The 22,121-nt window shown below is 36.6% G+C and carries 18 protein-coding genes and 2 pseudogenes; 11 read left to right on the top strand and 9 right to left on the bottom strand.

Annotated features, from left to right (window positions below; translation table 11 throughout):
• The first annotated feature begins 59 nt into the window (after nt 1–59).
• A complete protein-coding gene (locus tag LU633_RS04150; protein WP_016190493.1) occupies nt 60–1,307 on the top strand; it encodes a tyrosine-type recombinase/integrase in 1,248 nt (415 codons plus the stop codon).
• A 110-nt stretch (nt 1,308–1,417) separates the two neighbouring features.
• On the top strand, nt 1,418–2,287 hold the full coding sequence (locus tag LU633_RS04155) for a DUF6387 family protein (protein ID WP_016190492.1): 870 nt from the start codon (nt 1,418–1,420) through the stop codon (nt 2,285–2,287).
• 244 nt (nt 2,288–2,531) lie between these two features.
• Here the strand turns inward: LU633_RS04155 and LU633_RS04160 are convergent, their stop codons facing one another.
• Nucleotides 2,532–2,957, bottom strand: coding sequence for a hypothetical protein (locus LU633_RS04160; protein WP_016190491.1), 426 nt, complete (start codon nt 2,955–2,957; stop codon nt 2,532–2,534).
• A gap of 423 nt (nt 2,958–3,380) precedes the next feature.
• On the opposite strand from LU633_RS04160, the gene LU633_RS04165 reads away from it, so the two are divergent.
• From LU633_RS04165 to LU633_RS04195, 7 genes are all read left to right on the top strand, one after another.
• Nucleotides 3,381–3,584, top strand: a complete 204-nt coding sequence (locus LU633_RS04165) for a helix-turn-helix transcriptional regulator (protein WP_016190490.1) — start codon at nt 3,381–3,383, stop codon at nt 3,582–3,584.
• A 379-nt stretch (nt 3,585–3,963) separates the two neighbouring features.
• The gene (locus LU633_RS04170; protein WP_016190489.1) at nt 3,964–5,169 is read left to right on the top strand and encodes a site-specific integrase; all 1,206 of its coding nucleotides are present in this window, start codon (nt 3,964–3,966) and stop codon (nt 5,167–5,169) included.
• 1 nt (nt 5,170) lies between these two features.
• Nucleotides 5,171–6,484 carry a tyrosine-type recombinase/integrase gene (locus tag LU633_RS04175; RefSeq protein WP_016190488.1) on the top strand — a complete coding sequence of 438 codons (1,314 nt, stop codon included), beginning with the start codon at nt 5,171–5,173 and terminating at the stop codon, nt 6,482–6,484.
• Nucleotides 6,481–8,112, top strand: coding sequence for a hypothetical protein (locus tag LU633_RS04180; RefSeq protein WP_016190487.1), 1,632 nt, complete (start codon nt 6,481–6,483; stop codon nt 8,110–8,112). Before LU633_RS04175 ends, LU633_RS04180 begins: the two co-directional genes overlap by 4 nt.
• On the top strand, nt 8,113–8,511 hold the full coding sequence (locus LU633_RS04185; RefSeq protein ID WP_016190486.1) for a hypothetical protein: 399 nt from the start codon (nt 8,113–8,115) through the stop codon (nt 8,509–8,511). It abuts the gene before it with no gap.
• Nucleotides 8,512–8,608: 97 nt separating this feature from the next.
• Nucleotides 8,609–9,022, top strand: a complete 414-nt coding sequence (locus LU633_RS04190; RefSeq protein ID WP_040465440.1) for a hypothetical protein — start codon at nt 8,609–8,611, stop codon at nt 9,020–9,022.
• 400 nt (nt 9,023–9,422) lie between these two features.
• Nucleotides 9,423–10,631 carry an IS256 family transposase gene (locus LU633_RS04195; protein ID WP_046372198.1) on the top strand — a complete coding sequence of 403 codons (1,209 nt, stop codon included), beginning with the start codon at nt 9,423–9,425 and terminating at the stop codon, nt 10,629–10,631.
• Nucleotides 10,632–10,725: 94 nt separating this feature from the next.
• Here LU633_RS04195 and LU633_RS04200 read toward each other — a convergent pair whose 3' ends face one another.
• The 8 genes from LU633_RS04200 to LU633_RS04235 all read right to left on the bottom strand — a co-directional run bounded on the left by LU633_RS04200 (nt 10,726) and on the right by LU633_RS04235 (nt 19,512).
• On the bottom strand, nt 10,726–11,016 hold the full coding sequence (locus tag LU633_RS04200) for a hypothetical protein (RefSeq protein WP_016190484.1): 291 nt from the start codon (nt 11,014–11,016) through the stop codon (nt 10,726–10,728).
• Complete coding sequence (locus tag LU633_RS04205) at nt 11,013–11,606, bottom strand: DUF4755 domain-containing protein (RefSeq protein ID WP_233481991.1); 594 nt, start codon at nt 11,604–11,606, stop codon at nt 11,013–11,015. Before LU633_RS04205 ends, LU633_RS04200 begins: the two co-directional genes overlap by 4 nt.
• Nucleotides 11,607–11,825: 219 nt before the next feature.
• The gene (locus tag LU633_RS04210; RefSeq protein ID WP_016190482.1) at nt 11,826–13,013 is read right to left on the bottom strand and encodes a relaxase/mobilization nuclease domain-containing protein; all 1,188 of its coding nucleotides are present in this window, start codon (nt 13,011–13,013) and stop codon (nt 11,826–11,828) included.
• A complete protein-coding gene (locus LU633_RS04215) occupies nt 13,013–13,426 on the bottom strand; it encodes a hypothetical protein (RefSeq protein ID WP_016190481.1) in 414 nt (137 codons plus the stop codon). Before LU633_RS04215 ends, LU633_RS04210 begins: the two co-directional genes overlap by 1 nt.
• Before the next feature lie 265 nt (nt 13,427–13,691).
• Complete coding sequence (locus LU633_RS04220; RefSeq protein ID WP_016190480.1) at nt 13,692–14,435, bottom strand: hypothetical protein; 744 nt, start codon at nt 14,433–14,435, stop codon at nt 13,692–13,694.
• The gene (locus tag LU633_RS04225) at nt 14,435–15,538 is read right to left on the bottom strand and encodes a hypothetical protein (RefSeq protein WP_016190479.1); all 1,104 of its coding nucleotides are present in this window, start codon (nt 15,536–15,538) and stop codon (nt 14,435–14,437) included. Before LU633_RS04225 ends, LU633_RS04220 begins: the two co-directional genes overlap by 1 nt.
• A complete protein-coding gene (locus LU633_RS04230) occupies nt 15,525–17,834 on the bottom strand; it encodes a sensor histidine kinase (protein ID WP_016190478.1) in 2,310 nt (769 codons plus the stop codon). The genes LU633_RS04225 and LU633_RS04230 overlap by 14 nt, the downstream gene beginning before the upstream one ends.
• Nucleotides 17,827–19,512: an N-6 DNA methylase gene (locus LU633_RS04235; RefSeq protein ID WP_016190477.1), complete on the bottom strand. Its 1,686-nt coding sequence runs from the start codon at nt 19,510–19,512 to the stop codon at nt 17,827–17,829. Before LU633_RS04235 ends, LU633_RS04230 begins: the two co-directional genes overlap by 8 nt.
• A 727-nt stretch (nt 19,513–20,239) precedes the next feature.
• Between LU633_RS04235 and LU633_RS04240 the strand changes: the two are divergent.
• Nucleotides 20,240–20,858: pseudogene (locus LU633_RS04240) on the top strand (tyrosine-type recombinase/integrase); the annotation flags it as partial.
• 72 nt (nt 20,859–20,930) lie between these two features.
• Nucleotides 20,931–22,094, top strand: a pseudogene (locus tag LU633_RS04245) (IS3 family transposase).
• Nucleotides 22,095–22,121: the final 27 nt, after the last annotated feature.

The raw sequence follows: 22,121 nt of genomic DNA on the forward strand, positions 1-22,121 counted from the left end.
ATAACTGGTGGTATCTTCGGTTCGATTGATTTTGATACCAACAGCGGAGGTATCAACTGATGGCACTCACTGATATCAAAGTTAGGACTACCAAGCCCTCCGACAAACCTTTCAAACTCACAGATGGGCAGGGTATGCACCTGCTGATCAACCCCAATGGTTCAAAATACTGGCGACTCCAATACCGTTTCGATGGCAAACAGAAAGTTTTAGCATTGGGTGTTTATCCAATGGTCTCTCTTGGTGAAGCTCGCAGGAAACGAGATGAGGCCAAAAAGTTGGTATCTGTTGGTATTGATCCTTCTGAGAAGAAAAAAGCCGACAAGATCGAGCAAAGTGAAGCCCTGACATTCGAGGCTGTCGCAAGGGACTGGCATACTGCCTGTAAAAGGAAATGGTCTGATTCCCACAGCGAGAGAGTTCTAAAAAGCATGGAAGATGGTCTCTTTACTACTATTGGTAAAAGAAAAATATCCGAGCTTAATACCAGAGATCTTCTTGCCCCTATCAAGGCTGTTGAAGCTTCCGGGCGACTGGAAGTTGCTTCCCGACTACAGCAAAGGACAACGGCAGTAATGCGATATGCTGTCCAGAACGGGCTGATAGATTACAACCCTGCTCAGGAGATGGCAGGAGCTATTGCTGTAGCCAAAAGAATCCACAGGCCAGCTTTGCCATTCGAACGATTTTCAGAACTCTTAGAACGAATTGATAACTTCAAAGGTAGGAAACTCACGAAGTTAGCCGTAAAGCTGACATTGCTCATTTTTATCCGTTCCAGTGAACTCCGATTCGCAAGATGGTCGGAGATCGACTTTGAAAATGCGATGTGGACTATCCCTGGAGAACGCGAGCCATTGCCAGGAGTCAAACATTCCCATCGAGGTTCAAAAATGAAGACCCCACACCTCGTGCCGTTAAGTCGTCAGGCTTTAGAACTTCTAAAAGCCATCAGAGAAATCAGCTGCGAATGCGACCTTGTATTCATTGGCGATCATGATTTCAGAAAACCTATGAGCGAAAACACAGTGAACAAGGCGCTCAGGTCGATGGGTTATGACACAACCGTTGAGGTATGTGGGCATGGATTCAGGGCGATGGCTTGTAGTGCCTTAATCGAATCGGGAAAATGGTCAAGGGATGCTGTTGAACGGCAGATGAGCCACCAAGAGCGAAACTCCGTTCGTGCGGCCTACATTCATAAAGCAGAACACCTCGATGAGAGAAGGCTTATGTTGCAGTGGTGGGCTGATTATCTTGATGAAACAACTAAGAAAAGAATTGCACCTTTTGACTTTGATAACTAACTGATTATTATAAATAAAATGGCGTATTCAATAACCAATTGAGACGCCATTTTTTTTTTGCGATTTATGTGCTATTACGAAGTAATACTTTTTACAACGGAGTGGCATTAATGAAATCTTGGGTAAAAATGAATAGTTGGACATCAGAAGACACCAAAGCAGTGAAAACGTGGTTTGATTTGGACAAATATCGAGAGTTTGAAAACATTTCTATTAATATGCTTTACCATGAAATATGGGCGAGAACGTATTTCTTCAAACCAGTAATAGAAGAAGGAATGCAGAAAACGGTAATGAAAAATTATATGCAGATATTGGATGGTGATCCTTTTCTTATCAAAGAGAAGCACTTAAATTATATGGATGCCGAAAATAAATTATATCAACCCCCATACTTTTTTATTACTACAGTTGATCGAATAGCAAATATCAGTTTTGCTTGTATGAGAAAGGCTTTATTCATAAGAGCAAATACAGAGCAATATAAAATAGATTCCACTATTGAAAATGAATATATTTCCGAAAAAATCCCTGAACAGTTTCCTACTACGATTATGTTAGAAATCGATCTTGCGGGTGGAAGCGATGATGAGATAGCTGAGGCCCTGCGAGTATCATTACCACAATGGCGAAAAGTAAAAGGCGTTAAACCGGCACCACTTGATGCAGTCAGATTTGGTTATGGAGCAATAAAAAAATTAATTAGCTATCGAATAATCCCTATGCTTGATTTGCTCGCATGGTCAGAACGAAAAAAAGTACTTCTGTCTGATGACAGACTATCTCGATTACTATACACGGATGAAGATGATGATAAGGCGATTCGCCAAGGATATCATATAAGAGATGCTGATCGGCCTTTCGCAATGAAAACTGTAGAAATTGATTTTTTAAGACAATTTAACTTTTTTATTAATAAAAATCAGCATGTTAAAGAAATGAGGGTTTCGGATGTTATGAAACTGTCAGATACTGATTGATTATATTGCAATGGTTGATGAGTATATTTTAAGAAAGAGTTTACTGAAAATAGAGGTTTATTATTATTTAAAATGCGGTAACGATTATGCGAAATATGACAATTTTCCCAAAATATGATTGTGCTATAATATAAAAGCACAACGTTTCCCATTTTGGGAAGAAATGAAGAATGCCAGATTAGACAATATATACAGCACATAATTGATATAATGTCAGGAAAAATCTGACAGTAAAGAGGCTAATCTATAGCCTCTTTTTAATTTTGTTTAGAGCTTTTCTGTTATGAATTTTGGATTCGATTATATTTTTTTCTCTTTTAGCAGTGTGTAAGTTATTTAATGTAATGAATTTTTTTGTCAGATCTTGATAGTTTTCTGTGAATATATTTTCAGATATAGCAAATGAATTATCTTCCTGTTTTGTTAAAATTTCTTTGCCGAGCATATAACTAATTAAAGAGGTTGTTTCATCTGGTATTATCGTTTTTCGCTCACTTATATCATCAATTAGAAATTGTAAGAAATCAAGATATTCTCGTGGTGTTAGATTATATAGATATTTATCATAGAATTCATAACTACCAAGTTTGATTAATTCACTTTTGAAAAGATGCTCATTACTATAATAATACACTCTAATGTGGTCGATGTTCTCTTTAATATTAATCATTTTGGGGCCCTTAAGAATTATTGTTATAATAAAATAACATGTAAAAGCTATTATGCAATAGAATTTAGAAGGTTTTTATTATAAAAATAAATTTTTCAAGTTAACTGCTTATTGATGAAAAATACATAATTAGATGCTACCTTAATACGCAATTGAACAGATAGTTATCTTCTCTAAGCTCAAATCTAGTGAGTAAAGGCTTTCGATCTTGTGAAAATTTAGGTGCATGAAAGAACCGTTTTCTACCTGTAGCCTATTGATGTGAGGGTTTCGGATGTTATGAAACTCTCAGATTCTGAGTGATATGAATCTCCAGAGACTCATAGTTTCGAACCAGGGATGGCTCTGGTGTTCGCAATCTCGCTTCATCCATTCGAAATTCATTTGTACTGTATCCCTGTAGAAACAACAGAGGACATACATATGGAAAATCAAGCTCGTCTCATCCGTTTACCAGAAGTCATGAAGAAAACTGGATTTGGTAAAGCGTGGATCTATCGTCTTATCAGCCAAAATCGGTTCCCACAGCCAGTAAAGATCGGTGTTCGCGCTACCGCTTTTGTCGAAAGCGAAATCGATGAATGGATTCAATTAATTATCGAAAATTCAAGAAAGCATGTCGCTTAACAGAAATGCTGCTTCATCGCTTTTTAACTATTGATAATGTATTAAAAAAAAGAAATTTACAGATCTTATGAGTTTACGTAGTGGGTAAAAAAAAGAGGCTTTGTAAAGTTTGCATCTGAAAAAATGAATATATTTGACGTAATTCTTTACCTTTTTTCTGGCAGAGCTTTTGCTATAAGACTTAGAGATAGTTTTCTTAATATCGGGTATGGATACTCTTTACTAGCCGTACCTGTTTATTTGACGTCAAATAAAATTTTTCAAGCCATTAATATATATACCAAATAAACTAAAGTCATTGTAAAAAATTTGAATTATTTTGAATTGGAATATATTTAATAAGTGAGAGTGATATTAATTTGTAAAGAATGAGGTCAAAATGGGATATAAAGTAAAGAAATTCATCATGAGTAATGGCGAGCGAGGATGCCTGATCCTTGATAAAAATAGTAATCTACCAGCTTACTATCAAAATCTATTTCTTACTACAGACATAAGAAATAGAGGCGCAACCGCCTCAACTATGGAAATAGTTGCAACTAACTTACTAATTTTTAGTAATTTCTTAGATAGTAGGAAAATCAATATAGTTGAGAGAATTGAGCTTAAAAAGTATCTCAGCGTTGCAGAAATAGATGATCTGGTAAGATATGCGAAACAAAGATTCGATAGACAAAAAATTATAAATATAAAATCAGCAAGTAATAGGTTTATTGCGAAGAGAACCTTTAGTTATAGAATACACGTTTTTTCACGCTACCTTAAGTGGTTATGTGGATTAGTTCATTCGTCAAAGGGGATTCATGCAAGGTATGAAGTAGACGTATTTATTGAAAGTATCAGAGCACATATTCCAAGAAACAGTTCATTGAATATGAATGAAATATCTGAAAAATCGTTAAATGAAGAAGAGATCAAAGTGCTTTTCCGTCTATTAGAAATTGGCGGGATTGAAAACCCTTTCCATAAGGAAGTACAGGTCAGGAACAGACTAATATTTACCTTGCTCTTAAATTTAGGTTTAAGGGCTGGAGAGTTGCTCAATCTTAAAATAGATGATTTTGATCTCAGAGACAACACTTTAAGTGTAGTCAGAAGACATGATTCAAAAGAAGATGGAAGATCTTATCAACCATTAGTAAAGACTGGAGAAAGGGTTATTCCGTTATCTGATGAGTTAGCCTGTGAAATTTTTGATTACATAAGCAATAGCAGAGAAAAAATGACAAAAAGAAAAAAGCATAATTTCTTATTGGTGGCTCATTGCACCGGAAAAAACGCAGGGGAACCCTTAAGCATTTCAGCTTATGAGAAGGTGATATCAACACTGAAACGAGGATGTCCAGATCTATATAATCTTTCAGGTCATAAGCTAAGGCACACTTGGAATTATATGTATTCTAAAGGCATAGAAGGTGCTGAATTAGAATATAGTAGAAGGAAAGATTTAAGGAATTATCTGATGGGTTGGTCAAAGGAGTCAATCATGAGTGATAGATACAATTTTAAATATATATCTCAACAAGAGAAGAATGTCGTCTTAAAGGTCTATAAATCAGTAAGTAAAATAATTAGTGGGGTTTAGTGTGGAAATCAAATGTATTGAAAATGAGCAAATTTTTTTTGCTAAGATGAATAGATATAGTTTCAAACTGTCAGATAAGAAATGGCAACTTGATAAAGAAAACTGCGTATACCCTCACAAAGTTGTAGATAGAATGCCTACAAAAATGAAACTTAGCTACTTAAAAACATTAGCTTACTATGCGTCTGAATATAGTTCTTTTTATATACAAAATATTAACAATCTATTTTATAAGTGGTTTGGTGCAATGACCATCGATACTATTGATGACAAAGCAATATATCAATTGAATGTTTATTTAGGTTCAGAAAGAAACTACAAACTAAACATAATTAAAGCTTTCATCACTAAATGGAAAAATCTCAATTATCCTGGGGTAGAAGCGACTGCCATTAGAATGCTGGAGAAAATAAAAATCATTCCAAACCAAACAGGAGATGCAGTCAAAAGACGAGATCCAAATAAAGGACCTTTAACTGAAGCGGAATTCAATAATATTATTAACGCAGTTGGAAAACTTTATCATGAGAAGAAAATTCAATGCTTTTTGTATTGTTATATCCTTTTGTTGGCAATAACAGGAAGAAGGCCATTACAATTAATATCTTTAAAAGCTAAAGATCTCATTAAAAATGAGAAAGGGTGCTTTTTAAATGTACCAAAAGTAAAACAAAGAAAATGTTTCAGAAAAGAATTTAACATGGTAATGATAGAACCGTTCTTATATGACAGCTTATCAATGTTAATTAATCAAAATCAGGCGTTTGTTGAAGATAAATTCAGTGTTGGGATTAGTAACTATAGAGGCGAATTACCAATATTCATGAATTTAGATAAGATTACGGAAACAAAAATGATTGAGGTTTTTTTATCTGATTTAACAACAGATTTCTTCCATATGAAAATTTCAGTTATGTCAAAACTATTAAAACACTTTCCGTCAAAATTCGATGTTAGGTCAGAAAGGACTAACAGCTATATAGAGCTTAATGCCAGAAGATTCAGATATACATTAGGGAGTCGACTGGCTAATGAAGGAGCCTCAATTGAGGTTATTGCTAAAGCGTTAGATCATAAATCAGTAAACTCTTCTATGATATATATAAAAAATAATCCTGACAACGTTTATGACATCGATAAGAGACTAAGTGCGTTTTTTAACCCCTTATCTAATATACTTATGGGCATAGAGATTGAAGAAAACAAGAACTTTTTTATCAAGTATGTTTCAGATGCATTTTTCTTATTAGAAGATACGAAAGAGGATTTGAAATGTTTAACGTGTAAAAAATTCAATCCGTGGAGAGCATTATGAACAAAATATTTATTTTTGAACCAAGCAATAAAAACAACCCTCACGATAATGTTATTAAGTTCATCGAGTTTTGTAAGAGTACTATTTCTAATAATAATTTAACAACTTCTTGGGAAAGCAATAAATGGAAAGGTTTATATAGGTTTACTAAGTTTAACTCAAAAAACAATCTAAACAGCAAAGAATGCTTGGATGATAGCTTTATTAATTTTGCTAAAGCATATATGTTGCATGTGCATTCATTCAATAAATCTAAGACGAAACACTCAACATTATCAATGTTGAAGATTGTCGAATTCGTTTTACTTAAAACCAATATGGAAGCTAATGTAAACTATTGCAACAATTCAATCTTTGATGAATGCATAAGAATAGCCTCTGAAAAGTATTCTAAAGCACACGCATTTTCTATTGGGAAAGAACTTGAGAAATTTAGTTCATTTCTAAGTGATAATAAGATGACTAATTTATCTTATTTATTTTGGGTAAACCCTATTAGGTATAGGATTACTCAGTCTTGGACTGGTTATGATTCTACACTGGAAGGCCATCCTAGATTGCCTGATATCAAATCAGTTATTGCGATTGCTGAGATTTTTTCAAAGAGGAATGAACAATTATCTTCAAGAGATATATTTACTACATCTGTGCTAGCTTTACTTATGTGCGCACCTAGTAGGATATCAGAGATTTTAGCTTTGCCAGCAGATTGTGAAATTACAGAATGTGATGGAAAGGGAATTCAAAGATACGGTTTGAGATTTTTTTCAGCAAAAGGGTATGAAGGTAATATAAAATGGATTCCAACTTTAATGATACCTGTAGCTAAAAAGGCAATTAGCAGATTAAAGGAATTATCAAGTCAAGCGAGGTTATTGTCTGCTGAAATTCAAAATAATTACTCTAATTCAACGATGGGGACCCTTAAAGAAAATATACCTGAAGATTTCCCTTGGTATGATAGAGAGAAGAAAATCAAATATTCTAATGCGCTTTGCTTGTTAACTGAAGGACAGTTAAGTCAAAATAAAAAGAAAATGTCAGATAAGCGATTCAGACCTACAATGAATTTTTTTAAAACTGATGTCGTTGATTCGGTTTATATAAAAGGATATTTTAATGTGTTTAAAAGGCATGGTTATATAAATGAAGACGGTAGCCCATATTTGCTAAGAACACATCAATTGAGGCATCTTCTCAACACATTTGCTCAAATAAATGGTATGGATGAGTTTAGTATTGCTCGCTGGTCTGGACGTAAGCTTATTTATCAAAATGTTTCTTATGACCACAGATCGCATCTTCAAATGTCTAAAGCAATAAGAGAACAAAAGTTATCAGTGTGTGTTAACGAGTACAGAATAAAGGAGGCTCCAGTGGTTGATCCTAATGAGTTTGATTCACTTAGTAGTGGCGCAGTACTTGTATCAAAACATGGCTACTGCAAGCACTCATATGCGTTTAAGCCGTGTGATCATTATCCAATTAAGAACTCTGGTTTAGATAACGAAACGATTTCAAACATTCACGATAAAATTTTAAAAAGAACACTGTATGATAAAAATGATGGGAACATAAATGCTGATAGATGGTATGAATTCCATAAAAAAATAACAAAAGGAGAATAAATGGCTAAGCATATAAATGGTTATCATGAGAAGAAGATTGTAGATGTTATTAACACATGGTCTATAGATGAAAAACTAACCTGGGATACTTTGTGCGATAGGTTAGTCAGGGTTATTGGGAAAAGACCATCAAGACAATCCTTAAGTAGTCATGTAAGGATTGCGGAAAGCTTCAATGTGAAAAAAGCCACAATCAAATCTGGTGTAATACACACTGTAAAACCTGCTAATTTAAAAGTGGCTTCTCAACGAATTAAAAGACTTGAAGCAGAAAATGAAGCTTTGAAGGCATTAAATGAACGCTATTTAGAGCAGTTCAAAGTATGGCTTTATAATGCTCACCTTAAACAAATAACGATTGAAGAGCTTAATAATCCGTTACCTGCAAAATACCTTTAATAAAATTGATAGGTTTTAGCTATTGACATGGTGAAATATTATGTTATTCATTTTCTTGTCAGGACGACAAAATTTCACTATTGCAAGGATGCATATTATGGACAAAACAAATATCAACTTAATGGAAAGGTATCTTCTTCTGCTTGATCGATTCGTTGATAAACTCGCTGAATCAGGTTTCTCAGAGCAACGAATTATCGAACAATCATATCTTTTTTGTGCCGGGTTTTACATTAAATACCAGCCTGAAATAGAAAAGCTAACGTTTTCAAATAGGGAAGTTGTATTGAGTTTTTTGCTTCTTTCTTATTATTGCTATATCAATAAAATTGAGAATGATATGATCGATAAAGGACGAATGAGGGACGTATGTTCATCACTGATCAATTTCATTATTAGTAATGGCAGCAGAACAGAGAAAGTCTATGTCCATGAGCGAAAAAAATATGAAGCTTGGGTGTTAAAAAGAGAGTTATCTATGAAGGATAAAAGGAAAAAGTATGGACTGTAGTTTTGTATGGTTATCATGAAGCCAAGCTTAGCTAACTTATCGTTTGAATTTTATTATTACCATTAGTGCATTATCATTCTGCTAATTTAATCAATACATAAAAAAGCACCCTCGCAGGTGCTTTTGGTATTTTAAAATGATAATCTGCATCAGCCCATAGAGGCAACATCACCAACAATAAGGTTGCTGATGAAAAAGAAGGAGTGGCGTATGAACAAAAAACGCTCCCGTGCATTAAAGGTGATGTTGTTTATCCTTTTAATGGTGGTTAGCACATCTGTGTATTAACCATTGGGATAACAGCCAGTGGCGCAATCCACTGGTTGTTATGAGCCTGTAATTTAAATTGTGTATCTGCCTGTTTTTGATATCTTCATTTCGATAACGGAGACAGGTAATTATGGACGAAAAAAGACTCAAAGCCCTTGCGGCTGAACTGGCTAAGGGGCTGAAAACCGAAGCCGATCTCAACCAGTTTTCCCGCATGCTGACGAAGCTTACAGTTGAAACTGCGCTCAATGCTGAGCTGACTGACCACATCGGACACGAAAAGAACGCACCCAAAACAGGCTCAAATACCCGCAATGGTTATTCGTCAAAAACGTTGTTGTGCGACGATGGTGAGATTGAAATCAGTACACCACGTGATCGTGAAAGCACCTTCGAACCTCAGCTTATTAAGAAAAATCAGACACGTATTACGCAGATGGACAGTCAGATCCTGTCGTTGTATGCAAAAGGCATGACCACCCGGGAGATTGTCGCCACCTTCAAAGAAATGTACGATGCGGACGTCTCACCCACGCTGATATCGAAAGTCACTGATGCGGTGAAAGAGCAGGTATCTGAGTGGCAAAACCGTCCGCTGGATGCTCTGTATCCCATTGTTTATCTTGACTGTATTGTCGTAAAAGTTCGCCACAGTGGCACTGTAATTAACAAAGCCGTATTCCTTGCTCTGGGTATTAACACCGAAGGCCAGAAAGAATTACTGGGCATGTGGCTCGCAGAAAATGAAGGTGCGAAGTTCTGGCTCAGCGTGCTGACTGAGCTGAAGAATCGAGGTCTCCAGGATATCCTGATTGCCTGCGTGGATGGCCTTAAGGGCTTTCCGGATGCGATAAACAGCGTGTACCCGCAGACGCATATCCAGTTGTGCATTATTCACATGGTACGCAACAGCCTGAAATACGTGTCATGGAAGGACTATAAAGCCGTTACTGGCGGTCTGAAAGCGGTTTATCAGGCTCCGACAGAAGCAGCAGCGCTGATGGCCCTGGATAAGTTCGCTGATGTCTGGGACGACAAATATTCGCAAATCAGCAAAAGCTGGCGTGCACACTGGGAAAATCTCAATACGTTCTTTGGTTATCCACCAGATATACGTAAGGCTATCTACACCACGAATGCCATCGAGTCGCTGAACAGCGTTATCCGGGCAGCGATAAAGAAACGCAAAGTGTTCCCGACAGATGACTCAGTGCGCAAGGTGATATATCTGGCAATCCAGTCGGCCTCGAAAAAATGGAGTATGCCGATCCAGAACTGGCGGCTGGCAATGAGTCGCTTTATTATCGAGTTTGGTGACCGCCTGAGCGATCACCTTTAATACGGTGGCAGATACACAGAATTATTTACAGGGTCGTTGTTATCAATTTACTATCTATGACGTACTTTATTTTGTTTGTCAAATATAATTAAGGTTATTTAGATGGTGCCATTGCTTTCCATGAGTCATCGGATTTAATAAACTTTAATTCCATTGTTGATGCTCTGTCGCCTACGATTGGTAATTTTGCATCGAATTCTACCGAGCAGAGATAACTGCCATCACTCTCTTTATCTTTACAGGCAATTTTCTTGGAAGAATTCAGTGTGCCATGCATCTCACTCATAAAGCTCTGCATGGCTTGTGAAATATCTGCATCCGATGGTTCACTATTGCAGCCTGTCAGCAACATAGAAGCTAATAATAGTAGCATGATTTTTTTCATTCTTGGTTTCCTTTTTTTGCATCAGCATTTACGGTTAAGTCAAAAACGGTCATCCACTGCCTCATTTGTTTTTTTAAGCTAATTAATCCCTTCTGATCTTTATAAGATCCTTCTTGAGGGAAGAATCGAATATGCCACTCAGGGTTTCTAATGTCTTTAACCTTGATAAAGAAGCCTGTGTCATTAATGTTTTCACCAAGAATCTTATTGTTAATCAAATTGGTTGTAGGGTTAAGACCTGAAGTGAGGATTTGACCACCTGCGCTAATGTTATATTCCCAGCTTTCAACATCGGAGAAAGCGTAGGTTTTTTCGTTTAACCCATCTTTTAAATAAAGCTGTTTTTTAGCTTTATCTAAACGCATCTCCTGATTATGGAATTTGTAGATAAATACACCATCGTCATTATCATTCAGGTAGTTAAAGCTGGAACGTCTATTTTTATTTTTTAACCACGCGCCCCAGGCCGTTATCATCAACATCGCACAAACAAAAAACCACACAACCCAATACTCTGATAATGCTTTAGCACCAAATAAACACCCAACAAGAAACGGAAGAAGGATTGCTAACATTACACGCTTCATCATGAGATATCTCATACTTCAGTTCCTGTATGTTCGATATGTGTTTATAAAAATAGGCTAGTAAAATCAACCTATTATCTATTTATGCTTGAAAGTACATTTTGAACACTTCTAAGGACATAGCAAATTGCTTGTACCGATCGATTATTTATCAATTGATTGGTTGTGGCTATCAATATAAATAAATCGATCGATTATAACGATCGTTGATTTGTTTAGAAATCATGGGAATAGGGGGTTATGGGCTTTATGGTGGGAGCTTTTTGGTTCCAAACTATCCGTTTTAGCTTGTTTCAAGCTTTTCAAGGACAGGTGAATCGTGGACATGGAAAAAAATTTCCTTGGACCATTGAACGCCTTCAGAAATGGGATACGCATCGTTTTAAGTGCGCTAACAACACTCACCAGATAAGGTATGGTTGCGATCCAACGCATTGTCATGCTTGTGGGCTTTGTGGGGGCTGTGTCAGGTCTTGGCAAGGGAACCCTTATCTCAGGGGAGACCTTATCATCAGGATAGTCTTCAACTATAGATATGGCAGCTTCGTTACTTCGAGAAGTATCAGGTACAGGGATGACAGGTCTTTCCTCTCCAATGTGTGAGCTGGAATTCATCGATATCATTGGTTCCAAGTTCTTCCAACTGTACTTCTTGCCAAGCTGGGAAGCTTTGAACACAACACCTTTGCATTCAAAGGAAAATCCATTCATCTTGCCAGTGGACGCTACGTTGCATTTCGCCGTAATGCCCATGCTATTCAGCTTTTCAACGAAGTCATCAATTGCTATAGGATTTAGTGTTATCGAATCTATAGCCCTCTGGATGATAGATTTAGGGCATGGTTCACCAGTTCTTTCCTCTAGCATAGCCTCATTACGTGATTTTTTACGTTTCGGTTTAGAGGAAAGAGAAGATGTAGATGCTTTAGCTCCTGGCCCTTTGGTTCTTGTCAGATTGTAATCTCTTTCAAGTTGCTGAATTATTCTCGTGCTTGCCAGGTTCTCATTCCTGCCGAGGTAGAGCTTTCCGGCATCAAGAGACACTCTGCTGGCGATGATATGGATGTGCTGGCCATCTTCGTCGTCATGTAGGACGTAGCATCTGAGATGCGTTTCAGAGAAGCCCATGCGGGACATGTAATCATCTGCTATTTCAGCCCACTGTTTAGCCGTTAGTGATTCACCTTTAGGTAAGCGAAGCGAGTTGTGCCAAACAGCCTTTTGCACGTCAGGGCGAAGCTGTTTGGTGCTATCAAATTCAGCGATCAGATCTTTAGCGGCATTGCCAACTATCGTTATATTTCCACCGATCACGATAGGGTCTTTTTTATGATGAGAACCGGGCCTTAACGCATAGAGGACGACACCAGCAAAAATCTTTCCTCTGCGGATTTTTTGCATCCCTTTCATTATTTATCACTGACAGATCGATTTGCTGACAGAAGGGCATCTCTTAGTGCTTTTATTCTTTTTTGTACCGTATAAATTTCGGTGATAGTAAAAGGACTATTGTGTGATTTAGTATTGAGATGCTGAACGAGGTTGTTCAGATTCTGAGACGCTTTGGCAAGGTCTTTCCAGACAATTAGATTTATTTCAGGAATTTTGGGAGGGAGACGATTCAATGCTGACATACGTATCCAAACAGCACGGTTGAGATCTTCTCGTAAGCCATCAACGTAAGATAACTCGGCATCATTTAATCTGATACTAATACAATGAGAACGTGTCTGCTGGGATAGTGTTTTAGCAGAAGTAAAATTTTCATAGCTACAACTTCTGAATGGCTCGAACTTATTAAAAGTATGATTCCTATCATTCATATGAACTCCTTTCATATAGTAAAGTAAAATAAGCATGTCCATTATGCTTATTTTATTTATATGATAGATGCTGAAAAAGTCAATGTATAGGGTTGGTTTTGCTTTTAATTTTTTCAACCAAAGGGCGAAAAAACAAGGAGCAACTCAAAGTATCACCGAAGGAGATGCTGAGAGTTAGCCCTTGCTGAAGTTGTTTAAAATAAAAAATTAGTTTTATATAAATATTGCTATTCGTAATTGGAGATGGTTAACAGATTTTGATACACTACAGAAGGTTTGGAATTAGGATATTGGATATTCCTGAGCCATTGCCAGACCAGTGTTGACTTATACCTTCATAATAAGGTTTCCACCATGCTTTTTGTGCTCTTTTAACTACATCAATGTATTCAGAATCACATAATGCTTGTTGCCAAATAGAACCAAAGAAATTTGAAATAATAAAGTCAATGGCTAATATCACATCCATAGGAGGTAAAGGTAGTCTTGGAGCATCAAGAATCATTAATTCTCCATAGTCATTTAAATTATCAGTCAGCCTGTTTCCTCCATTTTGTAAATGGAATTGAGGATGAGTAAATGAATTTACGCCATCCCCCATTTGAGGAACATGATAATCAAAATGCCAAGCACTATGTGATGTTTTTATCTCAATTTTTTCTGTTGTGTCATTGATCCACTCAGCTTTAAGTCGTAATTGCCCTGAAAGTTCTTTAATCTTCGAAAATTCATAAGGACCTTCACTTTTTAATATAAATTCCAAATGTATTTCAATAGGGTTTTCTTTAGGTGTAATTTGGGTCGGACAAATTGTTCCAGATTTTTCGCTAAGATAAAATACTAAATCGTCTAAAGAGTATTCAAAGTCCTCCCCTGTTTCGGAGTGGAGATTTGCATTAAGTTTACTGATTAAACGGTTGAGAGGATTAATATCTGGGCATATGCGGCTATCATATAAAAAGTCCCTGAGCCTACACATATCGTCTAACAAAGTTGTATTATTGTTCATTATAATTTAAACCTCGCCCGAATTCGATCCAATTTTGTTCTATCTTCTGGATGTACTTTATATTTTTCGGCCCGTCTCTCTAACACTGTTTTAATTGAAAGGTATTTATCATCTTCCCAAGGTTTTAATTCCATAGATGATGCACGAAGAGCATCTATTGTATCAAGAGGTTCTTTACTGATGATACAATTAACCCAAAACTTGGTGCTTTGGCCTGGATGTACGCTATGAATTGGCATCAATCGTTCTAAGCCAAGTTTTTCTTTGATGATCTCCACTCTTTTTTCTGAGGTTAATCCTTTAATTATTGGGCAGTTAAGCTTTTTATTTATCCACAACTCTACATCTGCCCACCACCATCTTTTATAATAATCAGAGAATATTCCATTGTATTTATATTCCTCAAGGTGCCCAATTACTTGGTGCCAGTCTGGCGATTCTTCAATATTAATACCCAGTCTGGTTGCCAAAGTTATCTCAGAAACTAACATGCCACTACTTCTCAGAAGTGTGGAGTGTATGGATGTGACGAGCTTATGTATATCTTTATCATACTGAGAAATATATATTTCAAATCTTTTATCAAGCAATGAATAATTACTGCTCAGAGAAAGCAATTGATATAACGAGTCTTCCGAATGCGCACGTTTGTAAGCATTCACAATAGATTTTATTAAGTGAACTTTTTTTTCTAACAATTCTGGTTGTTCTAATATGCTTTTACTCAAAACTAAATCAAATAGATCATGCGAGCTTGAATCGGGATTATAATATTCAATTAATAAGCTTTCGAGAGAGAGTAAAATTATTGGCTTATAAGATATATTATCTGACTTACCCGCCATGAGTGTACGTAAATTTTGTGCTAACGCGGCACCAAAGTAATCAACTGGTTCTACTCCCTCAACAAAGCTGTCAAGTTTTTGATCTATGATGATACCATCATAACCTTGTCTTAACTCTATGGCTATTTCACTCATTTTAGTCGGCGGTTTATGAGTGATTTTTAAATCAAAACTCGCTTTACTGATTATTGCTTCAATTAAACCCTTTACTTGCTGAGGCTGATCATCATCGATATAAAGTAGGTTAATAGATGTCATCTGGTATTTCCTTATCATCAGCTTTTGGAATTCTCAACTCAAAGCACGTTGTAAAACCATCGGATGCATCAACTATAGATATTTCTGCAGACATGGATTCAACGAGATCACGTACGATTGATAACCCCAATCCCATTCCTTTTAATGATAAATCATCACTTTCAAAAGGTCCTGATGGTGTACTTGTTGTATAGAAAGGCTCAAAAACTCTTTCTCTATTTGCAGGTTCAATTCCATCACCGCTATCTTCGAATCGGATAATTATATCTTCACTATCTTTTTTCGCTGTTAAAGACATTTTTCGTGGATTTGTTCCAGAACGAAGTATTGCTTTATATGCATTCGTAAAGAGATTTATAAATACAGAATATAGCTCTGAAACATGAATCGGCTTCGTAAAAAGTTCATAACCTTCATAATGTATTGCAAACTGAATTCCTTTGCGTTCTATTATTGGTTTCATCGATTCATAAAATGGCTCAATAGAGTCTCTTATCTCAATAACTTTCTTATTTCTGTTTACATTCTCACGTATAGTACTGTCAAAAAATTTAGTAAATGATTTTAATGTTGCAATGTTATTTTCAAGGCTATTTAGAGCAGAGTCTCTATCTTCCTCTAATAATTTAGACTGTTTAAGGTTTTGAACGTTAATACTCAAACTTGTTATTGATAAATTTATTTCGTGTGTAAACTCACCAATAGCAAGACCCATAGCTCCAAGCACTCTAAGAAGCTCAATTTCATCGATTAAAGATTGAGATATCACACTCGCTTGTTTTAGCTCATCTGCGGCTTCATGGAGATCTTCAATAATTTTGTTTCTTATACTTTTATCTTCAATGTTATTAATGACACCATCACTTGAAACGTCATCAACAGATGTTGCTGCATCTACCAATTTACTAACCGAGCTTATCGTTTCAGATACAATATTTAATTTATCTTTGACTGATATTGTTGGTTTAGTTTCTTTAACATAGCTACGGTCATTTGGATTTATTTTTATATTTCTGGCTTCACTAATTCTTATTACCGCAGCCGTCAGTGCTTTATATACAAAGAGACGAAGTTCTTGAAAGGCATCGGTATGAATCAGACCTTCCCTTGAGGACGTTTCTTCAAAGTCTATTCCATTTAGGTCTTCAACTTTGACGTGTCCAAAGAAGTTTTGATTACCATGAGGGGGTAATATCTTTCTCCTTCGAACCGAGTCATCAAGAGCCGTCCAGTCATCATACTGCTCTCCATAAGGAGAAACCTTGAATCCATTTCGATAGATTTTTATTCCGCCATTTTCACGTAAATATACCGCTTGTTTTCTGGAGTTAACTGTTGCTAATGAGAAATAGTATGCATCAAGCTTTACTGGAGAGTTTATATGTGAGAATTTTCGTATGTTATTTTTTTCATCATACCATACATCTATGCTTTCATTTTTTATGCCAAGGGTTTCACTGCTAACTCTCACTACAGCATTTCCATTTTCAAGTGTTGCTGTAATATGAGCATCACTATCAGAAAAAATTTCAGTTTTCTCATCTGCAACTAATTCATAGCCATTGGTATTTTTATAATAGAACTTTACTTGGAAACCTGGATCTGTCTCGCTTGGGGCAATGTTTATAATGCTCTTAATATATTTATAAGCCGTTTTTATGTTCCCATCAGACCAATCTTTATCATTCAGATCTTCTATTATTATTTTTGTTCCATGAATGAAATCCACATCGATTTTTGAGATAGTGTTAGCAATGAAGGATATATTTTTCTTTTTTGAAAACTGCTGCCAGTTAATTTCTATTAAATATCCTAACTCTTCATTTTCTTGCTTAGTAATTATTTTTAAATAATTTCCCAATCGCTGTGTAGAAAAACGCCCAATACCTTTTCTACCTGCTCTTAGTCTCTGATATCGTTCTGAAACAGAGTTATCTTCTTTTTCACTTGTGCTTATTCGCATGAATCCATTGATAATATCTTCCTTTGACATACCTGTGCCGTCATCGAATATGACTATTCGAGGGTTTGCTTCGTTCAATTCGAAATATACATTTACTAATGTCGAATCTGCGTCATAAGCATTTTTCACCAATTCACTGACAGCAGTAGTTTTTTTAGCGACTAACTGCTCACCTAATCTTCTAACTAAATTCGCATCTACAGAAAATCTAATATTGTTGTTGTCTTTTTCGGTGATTTTTACTGCTGTTTCTAATACTTTATCATAATCGAGAGCCTCATTATCCAGGAGGGCTTTCATCTTATCCTTCAAAAAAAGAATATCTTCACTCATAATTTTTGACCCCTTTATATCGATCTTTTCTTAATCTGAATAACCCTTTTTTAAGACTTTTCAATTCATCTAAGCTAAATAGTCCCTTATCAACAAAAAACTTATCAACTAAAGCAGTGGCATTGCTTGTTTCATTATTTAAAAGCAATTGATCTATTTCTTTACTTAAGTTGCTTAACTCGTGTATTAAATCATCTTTAATTAAGAATGATATGTTCTTTCCTGCGGTAGGCTCTATTTTTAGCACACCTGAGCCATATGACCGACCTTCAAGTTCGGCAGAAAGTTGTGAAAATGTTGATAAAAGAGATATGCAACATGCTTTTTTTAATTTATTAGATGCTATATCTTTGAAAAAGATACGATGTATTGAGTTAGTGCAGTTAACTTTCCCTTTATTTAATATCATTCTGGGAAACTCATGAACCATATATGAAAAAAATGCGTCTGGGTAAATACCATCATCTGGTTGAAACCACTTTTTTCGTTTTTTGAATGTGCGGTTTTTGGCTCGTTCTTTTCTATCAACTTGTGATAAATATTTTCTCAACGGACTATGTTTTTCATATAAATCATCTGGACTGACGTGTAATAGCAATCCTTTTTTATTGTCTGCAATTAACTTCGTATGTCTTTTTAATGTGTGGTGAATTCCCTTCAAATGTGAAAATCGTGAAATAACTGGTCTAAAATGTTTATTGTCTAAATTATGTTTTAAAATTTGACTTTGATCCAATATAAAGAAGTTGTTCATGCCGGTTACCATACCAATCTTTATATCAGCAATATCCTGTATTTTTAAACTGTACTTATGTTCTGTTATAGACGATATCACATTTAATGTGTCAATATCTAATATATTATATTTGTAATTTTCAGAGCTATTTAATTTGTTTTCTTTAGTTCCAGTCATTATGCTGGTTAGTTCATTTAATGTGTCAGCAAATCCAATTGAAACGTATCCATTATTGATAGGTGTCCTGTGAAACTCATCGCATAAAAAAAGTACTGACATTTCATCGGCACCTTCATTTTTGAAAAGCCTTTCATTTATCTTTATTATTTTTAGATGGTTAAAATGATTTTTGTAAATTCTTATAAGCTCTTTCGCATAATAGGCATTTAAAAAACTACTTGGTAATACCCATGCTATTCGTCCATTTTCTCGAATGAAGCTTAATGCATGGAGTAAGAAAAACCCCCAAAGACTTGCATTGCGTCCTAATGTTTTTGTTTTAAAAGGTGAGTCAGCAAAAACTTTTTCACAGGACTTCCTTTGTTCATAACTCATATTATGCATAGAGATATAAGGAGGGTTCCCAATGATAACCTCAAAATCTTCAATGCCAAAATCTTTTGGAAATACGTTAATGAAATCACTTAAAATGAAATGTTTTTTTATTAATAAATGCCCATATTTTTTTTTGAGAGTATCAAAGGCTTTTTGGTCTACATCAACCCCAAATAAATTTTCCATTGGGTTTATGCAGCCTATTTCCATGAGGCTCTTTTCACAGCTTTCTAAAAAGCCACAGCCTCCAAAACTTGGCTCAAGTATTTTATCAGTTGGTCTTCTAATTGCCCAATCTGACATCACTTGACTAAGAGCACTTGGAGTATAATATGCTCCTAACTCTTTTCTCATCTCTAAACTATGGGCATTCATAATTTTAAACATACCCCAATTTTATCATTTTCAAGTACTGCCCTTGTTCAGCCTATGTAAAGAGGCTTTAACTGTTAAACCTATTCGTTTAAGATACCTTTGCTCTACAAGCGCATTGCATAACAATTTGATTATAAAGGTTATTTTCTTGCTTTGCATTCGAAGAGCGTAGGCTACCGCAGAAGGCTATACCCCCTGTCTTCACCAAGATAGTAGTTTAACATGGAAAATGCTTCTTTTTCTATTCGTTTGTAATATAGCTATTTAAATTTAGATTGGATTTCATCATGTTCCTTTAATATAAATAAACGATGCGTTTACATGAGTTATTTAAAAACAAAATTCTTGCTTATTTGTTTCTTTAATTAATGTATTTAACTTCTAATTCATGTGTGTTTTTTGAAAACTATATTATTATTTATATATTGCTTATAATCTTTTAAATATATTATATTCTTGCAGATAAGAACATCACTGATTTTGAATTCATTTAGTGAATAACTTTGCTATTTTTAATCATAGTCCCTGTTTTATACCTTGTCTTGCAAGATGAACTGGATGAAAATCAGTATGTGATCTTTTTTTCAAAGTATGATGTCATAAAAAGTTCGTTAAAGTATTTCGATATCAAAGAACTGTTGCCAAAGGACAACAATACCTATGATGGTATTAATGATGGTACTTCAATAATGATTTTGATAAAATAGCCTTAAATACAATGGGATAATTGATATGTTCGAGTCCGGCCTTCGACCCTTCTGAGAAGAAAAAAAGCAGACAAGATCGGGCAAAGCGGAGTCATGACATTCGAAGCTGTTGCAAGGGACTGGCATACTGCCTGTAAAAGGAAATGGTCAGATTCCCATAGCGAGAGAGTTCTAAAAAGCATGGAAGATGATCTCTTTACTGCGATTGGTAAAAGGAAAATATCCGAGCTTAAAACAAAATAATTTCCTGAAACCATCAAGGCTGTTGCAGCTTCTGGGCGATTAGAGGTTGCTTCCCGCCTACAGCAAAGGACAACGGCGGTAATGCGTTATGCTGTCCAGAACGGGTTGATAGATTACAACCCTGCCCAAGAAATGGCAGGGGCTATTGCGATAGCAAAGCGGGTGCATAGACCAGCCTTACCATTTGACAGGTTCTCAGAGCTTTTAGAGCGCATCGAGGGCTTCAAAGGTAGGAAACTCACTAAGTTAGCTGTGAAGCTGACATTGCTTATTTTTATCCGTTCCAGTGAACTCAGGTTTGCTCGTTGGTCAGAGATCGATTTCGAGAATGCTATGTGGACTATTCCAGCAGAACGAGAACCATTACTCGGAGTGAAACATTCACACCGTGGTTCGAAAATGCAAACTTGTAGTGGCACACTGAATTTGTCCACCTGAGTTGAGGTGATATGCTCACCTCAAAATTTCACAGGTGAACCAATGAGCAAGGTATTTACTGCTGAATTTAAACTTGAAGCGGCAAAGCGGGGCCTCGACCAGCACTACACACACGGTGAAGCTGCTAAGGCGATGAATGTCAGTCTTTCTGCCATCAACCGGTGGGTAAAATCGTTACGTCTGCAGCGTCAGGGAAAAAACATCGGGGCTGCCTGTCACTCCTGAGCAAACTGAACTCAGGGAAATGAGAAAACGTATACAGCGCCTTGAAATGGAAAACGAAATCCTAAAAAAGGCTACAGCGCTCTTGATGTCGGACTCCCTCAACAGTTCTCGATAATCGACAGTCTGAGGGCGCATTACCCGGTTGCCTCATTGTGCCGACTGTTCGGTGTTCACCGCAGCAGTTATCGCTACACACGTAAAAACAGTACTGAGCCTGATGCTGACCGTGCCGTTAAACGCCGTCTGGTCAGCGAGGTCTGGAACGCCAGTGGGGGTTCCGCCTGTGCCAGAAGTATCGCCACGATGGTCACGACAAAGGGCGTACAACTCGGTCGATGGCTGGCTGGTCGACTGTTGAAAGAGCTGGGTATCACCAGTTGTCAGATACCGGGGCATAAATACAAACGTGGGGGCAATGAGCATGTTGAAATCCCGAATCTTCTTGCCCGGCAGTTTGCAGTGACAGAACCGAATCAGGTCTGGTGCGGTGATGTGACCTACATCTGGACGGGCAAACGGTGGGCTTATCTGGCCGTGGTGCTGGCTCTGTTTGCCCGTAAACCGGTGGGCTGGGCGCTGTCGTACTCACCAGACTCAGACCTCACTATAAAAGCACTTCAGATGGCATGGGAGCTACGGGGGCGGCCATCAGGCGTGATGTTCCACAGTGTTCAGGGGAGTCATTATACCAGTCGTCAGTACCGACAGATGCTGTGGGGCTACCGGAGCACACAGAGCATGAGTCGCCGGGGAAACTGCCGGGATAACAGTCCGATGGAGCGGTTCTTCCGTAGTCTGAAGAGTGAATGGGTACCAACGACGGGCTACGAAAGCTTAGGGGAAGCACGGTTATCGATAATCCGATATATCACGGGGTACTACAGTGCTCTCAGGCCTCACTGGAATAACGGCGGCTTAACGCCAAATGAATCAGAGCGGCTGTTCCACGAACAGTCAGGTCGTGTGGCCAAAATTAGTTGACCACTACATATGAACTTCTTTCAATCC

The organism is Erwinia tracheiphila, from assembly GCF_021365465.1.
GTDB classification, from domain to species: Bacteria; Pseudomonadota; Gammaproteobacteria; order Enterobacterales; family Enterobacteriaceae; genus Erwinia; species Erwinia tracheiphila.

Coding starts and splice junctions, on each gene's coding strand:
- LU633_RS04150 (WP_016190493.1), top strand. CDS start 60: ATGGCACTCACTGATATCAAAGTTAGGACTACCAAGCCCTCCGACAAA.
- LU633_RS04165 (WP_016190490.1), top strand. CDS start 3,381: ATGGAAAATCAAGCTCGTCTCATCCGTTTACCAGAAGTCATGAAGAAA.
- LU633_RS04200 (WP_016190484.1), bottom strand. CDS start 11,016: ATGAAAAAAATCATGCTACTATTATTAGCTTCTATGTTGCTGACAGGC.
- LU633_RS04235 (WP_016190477.1), bottom strand. CDS start 19,512: ATGTTTAAAATTATGAATGCCCATAGTTTAGAGATGAGAAAAGAGTTA.
- LU633_RS04205 (WP_233481991.1), bottom strand. CDS start 11,606: ATGATGAAGCGTGTAATGTTAGCAATCCTTCTTCCGTTTCTTGTTGGG.
- LU633_RS04230 (WP_016190478.1), bottom strand. CDS start 17,834: ATGAGTGAAGATATTCTTTTTTTGAAGGATAAGATGAAAGCCCTCCTG.
- LU633_RS04155 (WP_016190492.1), top strand. CDS start 1,418: ATGAAATCTTGGGTAAAAATGAATAGTTGGACATCAGAAGACACCAAA.
- LU633_RS04225 (WP_016190479.1), bottom strand. CDS start 15,538: ATGACATCTATTAACCTACTTTATATCGATGATGATCAGCCTCAGCAA.
- LU633_RS04170 (WP_016190489.1), top strand. CDS start 3,964: ATGGGATATAAAGTAAAGAAATTCATCATGAGTAATGGCGAGCGAGGA.
- LU633_RS04195 (WP_046372198.1), top strand. CDS start 9,423: ATGGACGAAAAAAGACTCAAAGCCCTTGCGGCTGAACTGGCTAAGGGG.
- LU633_RS04185 (WP_016190486.1), top strand. CDS start 8,113: ATGGCTAAGCATATAAATGGTTATCATGAGAAGAAGATTGTAGATGTT.
- LU633_RS04215 (WP_016190481.1), bottom strand. CDS start 13,426: ATGAATGATAGGAATCATACTTTTAATAAGTTCGAGCCATTCAGAAGT.
- LU633_RS04180 (WP_016190487.1), top strand. CDS start 6,481: ATGAACAAAATATTTATTTTTGAACCAAGCAATAAAAACAACCCTCAC.
- LU633_RS04210 (WP_016190482.1), bottom strand. CDS start 13,013: ATGAAAGGGATGCAAAAAATCCGCAGAGGAAAGATTTTTGCTGGTGTC.
- LU633_RS04220 (WP_016190480.1), bottom strand. CDS start 14,435: ATGAACAATAATACAACTTTGTTAGACGATATGTGTAGGCTCAGGGAC.
- LU633_RS04160 (WP_016190491.1), bottom strand. CDS start 2,957: ATGATTAATATTAAAGAGAACATCGACCACATTAGAGTGTATTATTAT.
- LU633_RS04190 (WP_040465440.1), top strand. CDS start 8,609: ATGGACAAAACAAATATCAACTTAATGGAAAGGTATCTTCTTCTGCTT.